The sequence below is a fragment of the Micromonospora tarapacensis genome (assembly GCF_019697375.1).
GTDB classification, from domain to species: Bacteria; Actinomycetota; Actinomycetes; order Mycobacteriales; family Micromonosporaceae; genus Micromonospora; species Micromonospora tarapacensis.
The window spans coordinates 5,352,431-5,365,889 of sequence record NZ_JAHCDI010000004.1; the positions used below are offsets into that span (position 1 = coordinate 5,352,431).

Consider the following 13,459-nt stretch of genomic DNA (forward strand, 5'->3'; position numbering starts at 1 on the left):
CTCACCGCCGACCGAGTCGGGTCTGCCGGGGACGGCGCCAGGCGCCCTGGCCGGCCTCGATCCAGCGGCTCAGCAACCGGGCGTCGTAGCCCACCCGCAACAGCTGGTCCCGGATCCGTTCGGGCAGGTGCCGGGGGATCGCCCGGCCGTCCGGGCCGGGGCCGAAGACCTGTGTGGTGATGATCCGGCTGCCCTCGCCGACGCCCAGCACCTCCTCGACGTGCGAGACGAAACGGTGCTTGCGTCCACCGATGCCGGTCTCGTCGTCGACGTTGACGTAGACGATGAGATCGAGCGCGTTACCGGCCATCCGGCGTGCCTGGTCGACCGTCATCTCCCGGCCGTGCGCCAGCGCCAGCTCGATGATCCGCTCGCTGACCCCGGCCGGGGTACGCGCGTGGATGGTGCACATCGACCCGCGGCTGGTGGTCATCGCCTGGAGCATCGGCACGATCTCCCGGGACCGCACCTCACCGACGATGATCCGCAGCACGCCCATCCGCAGCGACACCGGGATCAGGTCGGCGATGCTCACCTCGCCGGCCGGGCGGCCGTCCGGTCCGCGCTCGCCGTGTCCCTCGCGGGACTCGAAGCTCATCACCGCCCGGTGCCGGTCGCCCCGCCGGGCCGGCAGCAGCTCCCGGCTCTCCTCCAGCAGCACGTACGGCTCGTCCGGCGGGATCTCGCTCATCAGCGCCCGGATCACGGTGGTCTTACCGGCACCGGCCAGCCCGGCGACCATGATGTTCAGCCCGGCCCGCATCGAAGCCCGCAGGAAGTCCCGCAGCAGCGGGTCGACCATCTCGTCCAGGTCGCCCCGGGTGCCGGCCAGGTCGTCCAGGGTCACGTCGAGGGTGTTGTGCTTGCGGATCACCGCGTACGGGCGGTGGCTGACCAGGAACACCGCAGCCAGTCGGCTGCCGTCGGGCAGTTGCAGGTCGAGGGTGGGTTTCGAGGTGGACAGCGAGCGTTCCGTCGCGCCGGCCCGGCGGGCCGCCGCCTGGAGGATCTCCACCAGCTCGTCGTCGCTGTCGGCGATGGCCTCGACCCAGTCGACGCCACCGCCGTGCCGGGTGATGCGCACCTGGTCACAGCCGAGGATGTGCACCTCCTCGATGGTGTCGTCGACGAGCAGCGTCTGGAGCCGGCCGAGACCGGCCAGCTCGGCGGTGACCTGGTCGAGCAGCAGTCGTTCCTCGCCGGCGGCCATCGGGGTACCAGCCCGGCGCACCGAGTCGGCGTACTCGGCGACCAGTTCGACCGCGAGCCGGGCCCGCTCGGTGTCCTCCTCGTCAACGCTGAACTCCCGGCCACGCTGCCAGTGGGTGAGCCGTTCGCTCAGCTGCCGGCGCAGCTCGCGCACCACCTGGAAGTCCACCCGTGGCCGGGGCGGTGCCGCCGGTGGCGCCGCCACCACGGGCACCGGCACCTGTGGAGGGTGGTGCCGGCCGTTGACGGAAGGCAGTGGCGGGGCCGTGGAGGTGGCGCCCGGTGGGGGGCGGCGCGGATCCGACGAGACCGGTTCAAATCGCATCCGGCACCCCCTGGGACACGGGCCACGCCAGTCGGGCCCGTCGCCGTTCCAGCAGCGCGCCGATCGGCACCTCCAGGCCGCGGGCCGCGCGCAGCAACGGCCGCCCGGCCCGCACGGTGCCGCCCAGGCTCAGCACCCCGGCGGTACGCGGGTCGTGCGGCAGCCGGGCGACCACCGGCAGCTGGAGGGCCTTGCTGATCTCGCTCTTGCCGTGCCCGGCACCGACCAGCAGCAGTCGTAGCGTGCCCGGTGGCACCCGGTGCTCGGCGAAGTCGCGCTCGACGGCCCGGAGCAGGGCGCGGGTGCCGGACAGGTCGGGCAGCTGCGCCCGGGTCACCACCAGCACCACCGAGGCGGCCCGCAGCAACGGCCAGGGCGGGCCGGTGACGTGCAGGCGTCCACAGTCGACGATCACGTCGTACGGTGGATCGCCGCGTTCCAGCCCGGTGAAGAAGTCGGCGAACCGCTGCCACAGCGGGGTGATGCTGCCCGCCTGGGCGGGATCGGTCACCCCGGGCAGCAGGAGCCGCTCGCGGCGCGGCGCGTCCAGGTCGACCAGCTGCGACCAGAACGCGCTCTCCAGGTTGCCGTCGCGCAGCTCGCCGACGGCCAGTTCGCCGATGCCCCGCGGGCCGTCGAGCGCGCCGCCGAGATAGCCGGCGAGGACCGAGCCGCCGGCCGGGTCGCACTCGGCGAGGATCAGCCGCCGGTGCCAGCTCAGCGCGCAGGCCAGCGCGGTGGTGGTGACCCCCGGCGAGCCCTTGGCCGACACCAGCGCGATGATCGCCATGCTCAGGCCACCTTGGTCAGCACGACCGCGATCCGGTCCTGCGCGGCCAGCGCGACCACGGATGGCACGTCCCGGACGGCCAGCGCCAGATAGACGACGACCTCGTCGCGGCCGTCGGTGGAGACGGCGTCGGTGACGGTCGCGGTGAACCGGGTGGCACCGGAGGCCGGGCCACTGTCGTCGCTGCTCGGGGTGCTGACCAGCAGCACCTGGTCGCCGGGGCGCAGCTTCGGGGCGGGCACCTGGGCCGCCCGCAGCCCGAGGGCGAGCTGCTGCTGCCCCGGGCCGAGCAGGGGGTCGTCGGTGAGCTGCGCCATGGTCAACAGCGTTCCGGGGGTGAGCGCGACGGCGGCTCGCATGCCGATCACGTCGGCGAGCCGGCCGGCCGGCACCGGGTCGAGTCCCTGCCCGCCGGCCACCTGCACCGAGACCAGGTCGTCGGCGCCGACCACGCTGCCGACCTCGACCGTCCGGGCCACCGCCAGGTAGCTGCCGGTCGCGCGGACCGAGGTGACCGCGAACGCCGAGCCGAGCCCGCCGAGGGCGATCAGCAGGACGGCGAGGCCGAGCAGGCCGGGGCGGACCCGGCGTTGCCGGACGACCCGGGGCGGCGCGACCGGTGCGTCCACCGGGGGGTTTCCGTTGCGGGTCGCCACGCTCACCGGTTCCGACCTTTCGTTCGCGACTGCGGGGCTCGCAGGACCGGCTCACTCCTCGCGCTCACCGGGTCACCACCTGAAGCTCGTTGATCTGGATCTCGACGGTGCCGGTGGTGCGGGTGACGCCGGGAATGTTCCCGTTCTCACCGCCCGTGCCGGTCCACGTCACGGACCAGTACGTGGTCGCCTGGACCCGGTACGTTCCGGCCTGGAGGTAGCCGTTGCGGTAGCCGCAGTCCGGTGAGGGCCGGCCGGCGTACGGGCCGTCGGGGTGGTACGGGGTGCCGGGGCCGGTGCAGGTGACCTGGTCGCCGTTGCCCATGTCCCAGACGGCCCGGTCGACCTCGGCCCGGATCGTGACGGTCAGGCCCCGGTCCGAGGCGGAGGCGCTCAGCGGGCCGAAGTAGTTGTCGCCCCGGCTGGCCCACATCCAGACGGGCAGACCGACCAGCCCGGGGCCGACGGACTTGCGCGGGGCGACCGCGGCCCGGGGCGCCAGCAGGGTGATCGAGGCGAACGCCCGGCGGGCCAACTCCTCCGGGTCCGGCGGGGCACCGAAGCCCGGTGGCGGTTCGTCCAGCGGCACGACGCGCTCGTCGCCGAGCGCGCCGTCGACGCAGCTGCGCACGTACCACTGCTGGCCCTCGGGCGCCTCCTGCTGTGGCTCGGCGAGCTTGTAGTAGCAGCCGTTGCTGTTGTCGAACCAGCCGAGCACGTCGTCGTAGCAGGGGATGGTGCGCCCGTTCCACTGGCAGCCGCCCCCGCCCCCACTGCCGCCGTTGTCGCCGCCGCCGTTGTCGCCACCGTCGCCCCCGCCGCCGGGCGTGCCGGGGTCGTCGTCCCAGACGCTGCAGTTGGGCTGCGCCGGTGGACACTCGGCGCCCGGGTCGGCGGCGGTCGCGGGCAGCGCCGGGCCGGTCGCCAGCAGCAGCGCCACGGCGCTGCCGAGCAGGGCCCGGCGGGCACCTGCGGCCCGCCGACGGTCTCGGCCGTGACGGCGGTCGGCCGCGTTGCGGACGCGCGGGAGCCGGCCGTTCCGGTGGCTCCGCGCCGTGGTTGCGGTCAGCACGGCTGGTCCTGGTGGGCGGCGCCGGCGCTGATCAACCAGCGGCCGTCGGGGTAGCGGGTGACGACGGCGGTGGCCAGGTGGCGGGAGCCTCGGGTGCCGGGCACCACCCGCTCGTTGGCGAGGTAGACCAGCCGGTAGCCGGTGGCGTCGAGGCAGTCCTGGATCTCCACCGTGGGCGGTTCGGCGTCCAGGTCCACGGCGACCACGGTGGGGTCGGAGCGCAGCTTGCCGGTGCTGACGGCGCCGTGCTCGCGGGCCTGCCGCAGGCTCAGCCGGACCCGGGTCAACAGCGGGTCGGCGAGGAACCGGGTCAGCTCCGGCTCCTGCGGATCGCTGCGCCGGCTGGCCGTACGCGACGCCGCGAGGTAGCCGGCGTAGGCCGCCAGCGCCGCCTTCTCCGCCGCTGCCTGCTCGGTCGCCCGTTGGCTACCGGCGGGTCTGTCCCGTTCGGGTGCTGTGGTGGTGGACGCCTCCTGCGCGCCGCCGCAGGCGGTGGTCGTGCCGACCGTGGCCGCCGCGACCAGGCCGGCCGCCCAGCGGCTCAGCTGCCGTGCTCGCACCCTCGTGCCCTCCTCGGTGCCGCCCGGCGAACGCGGTCGCCGGCGTTTGCGGGCGTGCGGCAGCCCGGCCGGACGGGTGTCTCCGGTCCTGTCGGACGCGCAGCCGCATTTACGTTTATGGATCTTCTACAAATGCACTGCCTCGGCGGGTCGTGGGCTCCGGACGTGGGTTGCGTCACATCCAAGGGGCGAGCATAGGCTGACGCCAGCCGATACAACAGAGGCAATTCAATCGAACACTCTGGGTTATGAAAGGTGGTGGTACTGCATGGCTGCCGCGGGGTTTCGAGCGCCGGCCGAGTCGGTGCGGGCAACGGGCCGGCGGGGCGGGCCGAGCGGTCGTCGTGGCCACGGAACGGGCTTTCCGGCGCCGGGCCGCCATGGGGTGGGAAATGGCAATGGGTCCGATCCGTCCCCCGCAAAACGGGTACCGGCTGGGCCTAAATTGCGTTCGGTGGGAATTCCATCTGCCCGTTCGGCGCATTCCGGTCGGCGTTCGGCCGGCGGGACGGAAGCCCTTGCAGGACGTTCGGCCCGCCACCCGAGCCGACCGGACACACTACCGTCCGTGGTGGTGCTCGCGGTGGGGCCGCCGACGTGAGCCGGCCATCCGTCCCGGGGCGGCTGCCCGACCGCGCCGTGGTGGGCGATCCGCGGCCGGCGGAGACCCCGGCGGCCGACGGATCGTGGCGCCGTGCCCTGGCCGTGCTGACCCTCGTCCCACTGCTGCGGTGTGCCGTCGCCCGGCACGCCGTACCCCCGGGAAGCGATCGCCGGACCCGCTGTGACGCCTGTGACACGCCGATCGGCCTGGACCGCCCATGGCCGGCGCTCGGCCCGGCCGCCCGCTGCGGCGGCTGCGGCGGCCGGGTCGGCGCGCCGCCGGCCACCGTCGAGCTGGCCACGGTGGCGGCTGCGGTGGCGCTGCTGCTGGCCCGCCCGTCCGCCGTCGAGCTGATCGCCGCCGCCTGGTGGCTGGCGTTCGTGGTGCCGCTGCTCTTCGTCGACCTCGCCGTGCACCGGCTGCCCGACCGGCTCACCTGGCCGGCCGCCGCCGGCACCTGGTTGCTGCTCGGATCGGCCGCGCTGGCCGGCGCCGGAGCGGCGCCGTTCCTGCGGGCCACCGCCACCGGGCTCGGGCTGGCGCTCTTCTTCGCGGCCACCACCCTGCTGCTCGGGGCGCGCGGCTTCGGCATCGGCGACGCCAAGCTCGCGCTGAGCACGGGTGCCCTGCTCGGCTGGTACGGCTGGAGCGTGCCCGTGCTCGGGCTGCTGCTGGCGCTGACGCTGTCCGGCGTGGTCGCCCTGGGCCTGCTGGTCAGTCGCCGGGCCCGCTTGTCGAGCCACCTGCCGTTCGGGCCGTACCTGGTGCTCGGCGCCCTCGGCGCGCTGCTGCTGGTGTGGTGAGCAGACCGGCGGGGAAAGGGTAGGCCGCAGGGACCGCCGCAATCCCCCAGGAGGCACTTGTGCACCCCATCCCCGACCGGCCGCCCCCGCAGTCCGACGAGTGCTGGCGGATCCGGCGGACCCGCGACGACCTGGACCGGCTCGGCGAGACCGAGTCGGTCTTCGCGTTGAGCAACGGCTGGCTGGGCTGGCGCGGCAACCTCGACGAGGGGGCGCCGAGCGACATGCCGGGCAGCTACCTCAACGGGCTGCACGAACGGCGTGAGCTGACCTATCCCGAGGACGGCTACGCCTTTCCGCAGCTCAGCGACACGGTGATCAGTCCGCCGAACGCCACGCTCGTCCGCCTGTGGGTCGGCGGTGAGCCGCTGGACGTGCGGACCGGCACGCTGCGCGCCCACGAGCAGGTGCTGGACCTGCGGGCCGGGGTGGTCGAACGGCTCACCGAATGGATCTCGCCGGCCGGGCACGGAGTGCGGGTACGCAGCACCCGACTGGTGTCGCTACCCCACCGCCGGGTCGCCGCGGTCGACTGGACGGTGGAGCCGCTGGACGGGCCGGTCGACGTGCGGGTCAGCGCGGACCTGCTGGCCAACGAACGCATCCCGGAACGCGCCGACGACCCGCGGGCCGCCTCGCTCGTCGAGGAGCCACTGGTGGCCGAGCTGCACCACGCCGCCGGCACCGACGGGGTGCTGGTGCACCGCACCGAGCGCAGCCGACAGCGGGTCGCCGTGGCCGTCGCGCACCGGCCGACGGTTCCGGAGCACTTCGCCGCCGATGTCGACGCCAGCCCGGACCGGATCCGACTCACCGTCAGCGGGTCGCTGCGGGCGGGTGAGCGGGTACGGCTGACCAAGTTCGTGGCGTACGAGTGGACGCCCGTCGACGGCGCCTCCCCGGCCGAGCTGGCCGACCAGGTGGTGGCCGAGGCGGAGGCCGCCCGCGCCCGGGGTTTCGAGGCCCTGCTCGCCGGGCAGCGGGCGACCCTCGACGCCGCCTGGCGCACCGCCGACGTGCTCCTCGACGGCGACGAGGAGTTACAACTGGCGATCCGGTTCGCGATGTTCCACCTGATCCAGGCCGGCCGGTCGGACGGCGACCGGACCGTCCCGGCCAAGGGACTGACCGGCAACGGCTACGACGGCCACGTGCTCTGGGACACCGAGGGGTACGTGCTGCCGGTCCTGACCTACGTCGCTCCCGAGGTGGCCCGGTCGGCACTGCGCTGGCGGCATGCGCACCTGCCGGAGGCGCTCGACCGTGCGGCGGAGCTGCGGCTGACCGGAGCCGCATTCCCGTGGCGGACCATCGGCGGTCGGGAGTGCTCCGGCTACTGGCCGGCGGGCACCGCGGCGCTGCACGTCAACGCCGACATCGCCGATGCGGTGCTGCGCTACGCCGGGGCCACCGGCGACGAGGGCTTCCTCGCCGGCCCCGGGCTGGACATGCTGGTTTCCACCGCCCGGCTGTGGCACGGTTTCGGACACTTCACCGACGACGGTGTGTTCCACATCGCCGGTGTCACCGGCCCCGACGAGTACGCCGCGCTGGTCGACGACAACCTGTTCACCAACCTGATGGCCCGGCGCAACCTGCGCGGTGCGGCCGGCGCCGTCGAGCGGTATCCGGCGGCGGCCGACCGGCTGGGGTCGACCCGGCCGAGGTGGCCGGCTGGCGGGCCGCGGCCGACTCGATGGCCGTGCCGTACGACGCCAAGCGCGGGGTGCACCAGCAGGCCGCCGGCTTCACCGGCCGGCCGGAGTGGGACTTCGCCAGCACCGGCGACGACGACTACCCGCTGCTGCTGCACTTTCCCTACCTGGAGCTGTACCGCCACCAGGTGGTCAAGCAGGCCGACCTGGTGCTGGCCATGCTGCGCTGCCCGGGTGAGTTCACCGCCGAGGAGAAGGCGGCCAACTTCGCCTACTACGAGGCGCGGACGGTCCGCGACTCGTCGCTGTCGGCCGCCCCGCAGGGGGTGCTCGCCGCCGAACTGGGCCACCTCGACCTGGCCTACGACCTGTTCGCCGAGTCGGTGTTGCAGGACCTCGAGGATCTCGGTGACAAGACGGGCGACGGGCTGCACCTGGCTGCCCTGGGCGGGGCGTGGCTGGCGCTGGTGCAGGGCTTCGGCGGCATGCGGGACGACCGGGAGCTGCTGTCGTTCGACCCCCGGCTGCCCGGCCGGATCGACCGGCTCGCGTTCAGCCTGCGCTGGCACGGTCACCGGCTGCGGGTCACGCTGACCGCCGACCAGGCCCGCTACGAGTTGCCCGACGCCCCCGCGGACACCGCCGTCGAGCTGTGGCACCACGGCGAGCGGTTGCGGGTGACCGCCGGTGACCCGGTGACCCGCCCCATGTCACCGCTGCCCGACTTCGGCCCCGAACCGCCCTCGCCCCCGGCCGCCGCCCCACCCGCCGCTGACCTGCGACGACGGCGCACCCGGCCCGGGCGTCACGGGGAGGCGTCACTCGACGGTTGCCCCGGGTTGCGGCAGCTGCTCACGCTGGTCGCCGAGGACCGACCCGCCGGACATCCGCTGCCGCACGGCCGCCAGCTCCTCGAAGGCGTACGCCCAGTTGTGGCACTTGAAGCTGCGCAGCCCCTCGATCGGGGAGCGGCAGTCGGCGCAACGCACGCCGGCGATGGCGTCGGGCAGGCCGGTGTTGACGTACCGGCGGTCGCCGAGGATCACCGCCGCGATCATCATCGGGTCGTGCCTGCCCTTGACCGCCGAGGAGACGATGTCGTACCAGGTGATCCGGCGACCGCACTTCGGGCAGTCCGGCTGGTCGCCGCTGACCCACAGCGGTGCGCCGATGGTGCGCGGCGGCATGTTGAGCAGCTTCTCGATCCGCCGCACGTCGGCCTCGGGGGTGGTCCAGCGGTGCCGGCCCGGCAGCGAGGCGGGCGAGTCGTAGACGGCTTGGAACAGGGCGGGTTCGACCTCGACGGTCTCGCGCTCGCTGGTCATCGGCGTCCTCCTGGACTTCTCGGCGCTCCCACCGTGGTCACCGGCGGGTGGCCGGCACAACCGGATCAACGACAGGCCGGGGCCGCCGGCCCTGGTTCAGGTGTGCTTCCTGCCGGAGCCCACCGCGAACCGGGCCGGCGGGGGTGTCACGCGGGTGACCGGATGGCGAGCGGCGCGGTGGGCGCGGCGTGCGGAGCCTCGGTGAGCGCCCGCTTCCGGACGCCAAAGATGATCAGGTAGCCGAGGATCCAGAACTCGCCCACGGTGGCGGGGATGACCAGCAGGTCACCGGCGACGCCGGCGCCGGGGGCGAGGTACCTCATGAACGTCATGAGCACGTAGCCCACACCGCCGGCGACGAGGATCCAGCCGAGAGCCCGGGGCAGCCACCCCGAGCGCAGTACGCACCAGCCCATCGGCATCAGCCAGAGGCCGAAGAAGAGCCCGCCGACCCCCCACAGGTTCTCGCTGACGAGATACAGCAACTGGACGGTGTCGGCGGGATCGCCGTACCCGCCGGTGGCCACCCCGACGGCGGTCGCGAGCATGGCGGCGCTGCCGAGGATCGCGACGGCGTTGACGATGCCGAAGACGGCGATGCTGCCGGCGGCGGTGCTGTCGACGGTTCGGAACAGCCGGTAGAACCAGACGGCGGCGAGTGTCTGGGTGAGGACGAGGAGGAGTTCGAGGGCCACCCCGAGGCGCGCCAGCGACTCGTTGGCGACCAGGTTGGCGAGGGTCGTGTCGGCGTCACCGGCGTCGAAAATCATGGGGCGGATGGTGAGGAAACCCAGCACGCCGGCGAGGCCGAGGCCGAGGTAGAGCAGCCCGGTCGTACGGGCGGTGCGGATCAGCGGATGCATGGTGGCTCCTTCGGTTTCGGCAGCTCCGGTGGCGGGCCAGGTGGATCAACCTTACGCCGTAAGGCAACCATACTTGTAAGGTCAAGGGAAGATGGGAGCCACATGGGAGCGAGGAAGCGCCGGGCGCCGCTGAGCCGTGACGGAGCACTGGCCGCCGCGATCGCGCTGGTGGACGCGGAGGGGATGGCGGCGCTGACGATGCGCCGGCTCGCCGCCGACCTCGGCGTCGAGGCGATGTCGCTCTACCACCACCTGCCCGGCAAGGAAGGGCTGCTCGACGGCCTCGTCGATGCCGTCGTCGCCGAGATCGCCACGGCCGCCGGCCAGGCCGAGACGGAGGCGGCCGGCGGCGACTGGCGTACCGGGCTGCGACTGCGTTTCCTCGCCGCACGTGCGGTCATGCTGCGACACCCGTGGGCGCCCGCGCTGCTCAGCTCCCGCCCGACCATTCCCGCCGGGGTGTACGGCTACTACGAGGGCATCCTCGCGACTCTGGTCGACGGCGGCTTCTCGTACCGGATCGCCCACCGGGCGCTGCACGCGTTCGGCAGCCTGGCGCTCGGGTTCGCCCAGGAGGTCTTCCAGCCCGCCGCCGGCGCGGATGTCGACGCCGCGGAGGCGGAGCTGGCCGTGCTGGCCGAGCAGCTGCCCCACCTGGCGGCGATGGTCGCCGCCGAGATGCACGACGTCGCCGACCCCACCCTGGGCTGGTGTGACAGTCAGACCGAGTTCGAGTTCACCCTCGATCTGCTGTTCGACGGTCTGGAGAATGCCCGCGGCGCAGCCGGCCCGGCGGCATCCCGTAAGCCCGTCTGAAGGCCCGGCAGAAAACCACCTCGGACTGGTAGCCGAACCGCCGGGCCACCACCGGCAGCGGCTCGTCGGTCGGGCCGAGGTGGTCGTGGGCGAGTGGTAGCCGACGCGCCGCGGCGGCCCCGCACCTGATCGGATCGGTTCGCCGCGGTCGGGCACGGCCGGTGGTTCTTCGGCCAGGCTTGACGTCGAAGGGAGGCCGCATGATCTCGGCACTCAACCGGTTCGTCGACCTTGTCGAGCAGCATCTCACCGGGGAGTTCGACGTCGACGGATGGGCCAGGACGCTCGGCACGACCGAATACCACCTGCGCCGGATGTTCTCGTCGTTGGCCGGCATGCCGCTGTCGGAGTACGTGCGCCGTCGCCGCATGACCGTCGCCGCCGGCGACGTCGTGCGGGGCGAGGACGATCTGCTGAGCATCGCCGTCCGCCACGGGTACGGCTCGACCGAGGCGTTCGGGCGCGCGTTCCGGGCGGTCCATGGCGTCGGCCCCGGTGACGTTCGCCGGGACGGAGGTCCCCTCCGGGCCCAACCACAGCTCAGATTCCGCCTGACCGTCGAAGGGAGCATTTCCATGGACACCCGCATCGTCGACCGCCCCGCGTTCCGGCTGGTCGGACACGCAGCCCGGGTGCCGCTGATCCACCAGGGCATCAACCCGCACATCCAGCGGCACATCGCCGCGCTGCCGCCGGAGGAGCATGCCCGGCTGAAGGCCCTCGGCGACACCGAGCCGCAGGGCCTGTTGCAGGTCTGCGACGACCTCGACCCCGACGACACCGAGGGCAGCGAACTGACCTACCTGCACGGCGTCGCGTTCTCGGCGGACAGGCCGGCCCCCGACGATCTCGATGCCATCGTCGTGCCGGCCGGCAGGTGGGCGGTCTTCCGCACCGCCGGCCCCCACCCGCAGGCCCTTCAGCGGACCTGGGCCGCGACCGCGACCGAGTGGTTCCCGGCCAACCCGTGGCGCCTGCGGCCGGGGCCCTCGATCGTCGCGATCCTCGAACGCGCGGCCGACCTCAGCACCGCGACCTGTGAACTGTGGCTACCCGTCGAGCCGACCTGAACAGACCCGGCGGGAGGAGTCCGCCACGCCTGCGAACTCAGTCGGCGGCGGCGCCGAACCACCGCGGCAACTGGTCGAGCAGTTCCGTCTGATCTCCGCCGACCCACGCCACGTGGCCGTCCGGTCGCAGCAGCGCCGCGGGCACGTCCAGTTCTTCGCTGACGTCGACGACGTGGTCGACCCGATCCGTCCAGCCCGCTGCCGAGAGCCGGCCGGTCTGGTCGAGCAGCAGTCCGCGGCCGCGGTGCATCAGCTCGTAGAGGCGTCCCCGCTTCAGTCGTACGTCGCGCATCCGCCGGCCGAGGAGTTCGTGGCCCTCGCCGACGTCGTAGCGGACCCCGATCGCCGTGATCTTCTCGATCAGGTAGCGGTTCACGTCATCGAGGTCCATCAGTTCCGACACCAGCTGGCGTACGGACCGGGGGCCCGGCTCGGTGGACATCAGCTGCATCTGCGCCCGGGTGTTGTTCAGCACGTCGGCGGCTACCGGGTGCCGCTCGGTGTGGTAGCTGTCCAGCAGCCCCTCCGGCGCCCAGCCGTTGACCTCGGCGGCCAGTTTCCAGCCGAGGTTGAACGCGTCCTGGATGCCGAGGTTCAGCCCCTGCCCGCCGGTCGGCGGGTGGATGTGCGCCGCGTCGCCGGCCAGCAGCACGCGGCCCACCCGGTAGCGTTCGGCGAGCCGGGTGGCGTCGCCGAAGCGGGAGAGCCAGCGCGGAGAGTGCACGCCGAAGTCGGTGCCAGCGTATTCCCGCAGCTGCTGCTTGAACTCGTCGAGGGTCGGCGGGACCATCCGATCCTCGGCCACCCCGTCGGCGGGCACGACGACGCGGTACACCTCACCTGCGAGGGGCGCGGCGCCGAACCGGAGCTGGGTCCTGCGGACTTCGGCGACCACGGCGGCGAGCGTCTCCGGCGGTACGCCCACCTCCATCTCACCCAGCAGCGTCTCGACCGTGGCGGGTTCGCCGGGGAAGCCGACGCCGAGCAGCTTGCGTACGGTGCTGCGGCCGCCGTCGCAGCCGACGAGGTAGCGCGAGCGCAGCTGCGTGCCGTCGGCCAGTTCGGCGGTCACCCCGTGCTCGTCCTGGCTCAGCCCGACCAGTTCGCAGCCGCGCCGGATCTCGGCGCCGAGTTCGGTGGCGTGCTCCGCCAGCAGGCGATCGGTGACGGTCTGCGGGATGGCGAGGATGTAGGAATGTGCGGTGTCCAGCCGGTCGGGCCACGGCTTGACGATGCCGGCGAAGAATCCGCCGACCGCCAACTGCTTGCCGTGCGCGTGGAACCGCTCCAGCATGCCGCGCTGATCCATCACCTCGATGCTGCGCACGTGCAGACCCAGGGCGCGGACCACCCCGGTCGGCGTTGCCTCCCGCTCCAGCACGACCGCGTGCACTCCGTGCAGTCGCAGCTCGGTGGCCAGCATCAGGCCGGTCGGTCCACCGCCGGCAATGATCACGTCAATCATGAAACCCCCATTGCATCTCGCCCGGCCGCGTGGCCTGGTCCGGCCGTGCAGCGGCCCCGCGGCGGGCACACCCGCGCCCTCGGGGGCGGGTGCCACGAAACCCACGATCGGAAGAAAGCGCGCATAGCTCGCGAGTCTCTGATTTCCGCAGGTCCTTGTCTCGGCTGGACATTCTGCGCCGCCACCCCGGTCTTGCCGCAAGACCCCCACTGCGCTATATGTTGGAGATGGCAGGGAGTGGGATGA

The 13,459-nt window shown here is 73.1% G+C and carries 11 protein-coding genes and 1 pseudogene; 4 read left to right on the top strand and 8 right to left on the bottom strand.

The genetic code is table 11. The features are described 5' to 3' along the window. Window position 1: 1 nt before the first annotated feature. The 5 genes from KIF24_RS30670 to KIF24_RS30690 form a co-directional block, all read right to left on the bottom strand. Window positions 2-1,534: a CpaF family protein gene (locus KIF24_RS30670; RefSeq protein WP_221087002.1), complete on the bottom strand. Its 1,533-nt coding sequence runs from the start codon at window positions 1,532-1,534 to the stop codon at window positions 2-4. Continuing rightward, the gene (locus KIF24_RS30675) at window positions 1,524-2,324 is read right to left on the bottom strand and encodes a P-loop NTPase family protein (protein WP_221087003.1); all 801 of its coding nucleotides are present in this window, start codon (window positions 2,322-2,324) and stop codon (window positions 1,524-1,526) included. Before KIF24_RS30675 ends, KIF24_RS30670 begins: the two co-directional genes overlap by 11 nt. Before the next feature lie 2 nt (window positions 2,325-2,326). Further along, window positions 2,327-2,986, bottom strand: coding sequence for an SAF domain-containing protein (locus KIF24_RS30680; RefSeq protein WP_221087004.1), 660 nt, complete (start codon window positions 2,984-2,986; stop codon window positions 2,327-2,329). 58 nt (window positions 2,987-3,044) lie between these two features. Further along, window positions 3,045-3,935 carry a hypothetical protein gene (locus KIF24_RS30685; protein WP_221087628.1) on the bottom strand — a complete coding sequence of 297 codons (891 nt, stop codon included), beginning with the start codon at window positions 3,933-3,935 and terminating at the stop codon, window positions 3,045-3,047. Between the two features lie 110 nt (window positions 3,936-4,045). Next, a complete protein-coding gene (locus KIF24_RS30690) occupies window positions 4,046-4,612 on the bottom strand; it encodes a hypothetical protein (protein WP_221087005.1) in 567 nt (188 codons plus the stop codon). 642 nt (window positions 4,613-5,254) lie between these two features. Between KIF24_RS30690 and KIF24_RS30695 the strand changes: the two genes are divergently transcribed. Together KIF24_RS30695 and KIF24_RS30700 are read left to right on the top strand one after the other, a co-directional pair. Further along, a complete protein-coding gene (locus tag KIF24_RS30695) occupies window positions 5,255-6,019 on the top strand; it encodes a prepilin peptidase (protein ID WP_221087629.1) in 765 nt (254 codons plus the stop codon). A 59-nt stretch (window positions 6,020-6,078) separates the two neighbouring features. Continuing rightward, window positions 6,079-8,294 (top strand): annotated as a pseudogene (locus KIF24_RS30700) (glycoside hydrolase family 65 protein); the annotation flags it as partial. Window positions 8,295-8,492: 198 nt separating this feature from the next. Here KIF24_RS30700 and KIF24_RS30705 read toward each other — a convergent pair. Both KIF24_RS30705 and KIF24_RS30710 read right to left on the bottom strand, forming a co-directional pair. Next, window positions 8,493-8,999, bottom strand: a complete 507-nt coding sequence (locus tag KIF24_RS30705) for a hypothetical protein (RefSeq protein WP_221087630.1) — start codon at window positions 8,997-8,999, stop codon at window positions 8,493-8,495. A gap of 146 nt (window positions 9,000-9,145) precedes the next feature. Then, window positions 9,146-9,862 carry a DUF4386 domain-containing protein gene (locus KIF24_RS30710; protein ID WP_221087006.1) on the bottom strand — a complete coding sequence of 239 codons (717 nt, stop codon included), beginning with the start codon at window positions 9,860-9,862 and terminating at the stop codon, window positions 9,146-9,148. Window positions 9,863-9,964: 102 nt separating this feature from the next. Between KIF24_RS30710 and KIF24_RS30715 the strand changes: the two genes are divergently transcribed. Together KIF24_RS30715 and KIF24_RS30720 are read left to right on the top strand one after the other, a co-directional pair. Then, window positions 9,965-10,678, top strand: a complete 714-nt coding sequence (locus tag KIF24_RS30715) for a TetR/AcrR family transcriptional regulator C-terminal domain-containing protein (RefSeq protein WP_221087007.1) — start codon at window positions 9,965-9,967, stop codon at window positions 10,676-10,678. A 200-nt stretch (window positions 10,679-10,878) separates the two neighbouring features. Continuing rightward, window positions 10,879-11,748, top strand: coding sequence for an AraC family transcriptional regulator (locus KIF24_RS30720; protein ID WP_221087008.1), 870 nt, complete (start codon window positions 10,879-10,881; stop codon window positions 11,746-11,748). Between the two features lie 37 nt (window positions 11,749-11,785). Here the strand turns inward: KIF24_RS30720 and rox are convergent, their stop codons facing one another. Beyond that, window positions 11,786-13,213: a rifampin monooxygenase gene (rox, locus tag KIF24_RS30725; protein ID WP_221087009.1), complete on the bottom strand. Its 1,428-nt coding sequence runs from the start codon at window positions 13,211-13,213 to the stop codon at window positions 11,786-11,788. Between the last annotated feature and the right edge of the window lie 246 nt (window positions 13,214-13,459).

Bases quoted from the DNA above. Each gene is read 5' to 3' on its own strand.
- KIF24_RS30670 (WP_221087002.1), bottom strand. From the start codon at position 1,534: ATGCGATTTGAACCGGTCTCGTCGGATCCGCGCCGCCCCCCACCGGGC.
- KIF24_RS30675 (WP_221087003.1), bottom strand. From the start codon at position 2,324: ATGGCGATCATCGCGCTGGTGTCGGCCAAGGGCTCGCCGGGGGTCACC.
- KIF24_RS30705 (WP_221087630.1), bottom strand. From the start codon at position 8,999: ATGACCAGCGAGCGCGAGACCGTCGAGGTCGAACCCGCCCTGTTCCAA.
- KIF24_RS30710 (WP_221087006.1), bottom strand. From the start codon at position 9,862: ATGCATCCGCTGATCCGCACCGCCCGTACGACCGGGCTGCTCTACCTC.
- KIF24_RS30715 (WP_221087007.1), top strand. From the start codon at position 9,965: ATGGGAGCGAGGAAGCGCCGGGCGCCGCTGAGCCGTGACGGAGCACTG.
- KIF24_RS30720 (WP_221087008.1), top strand. From the start codon at position 10,879: ATGATCTCGGCACTCAACCGGTTCGTCGACCTTGTCGAGCAGCATCTC.
- rox (WP_221087009.1), bottom strand. From the start codon at position 13,213: ATGATTGACGTGATCATTGCCGGCGGTGGACCGACCGGCCTGATGCTG.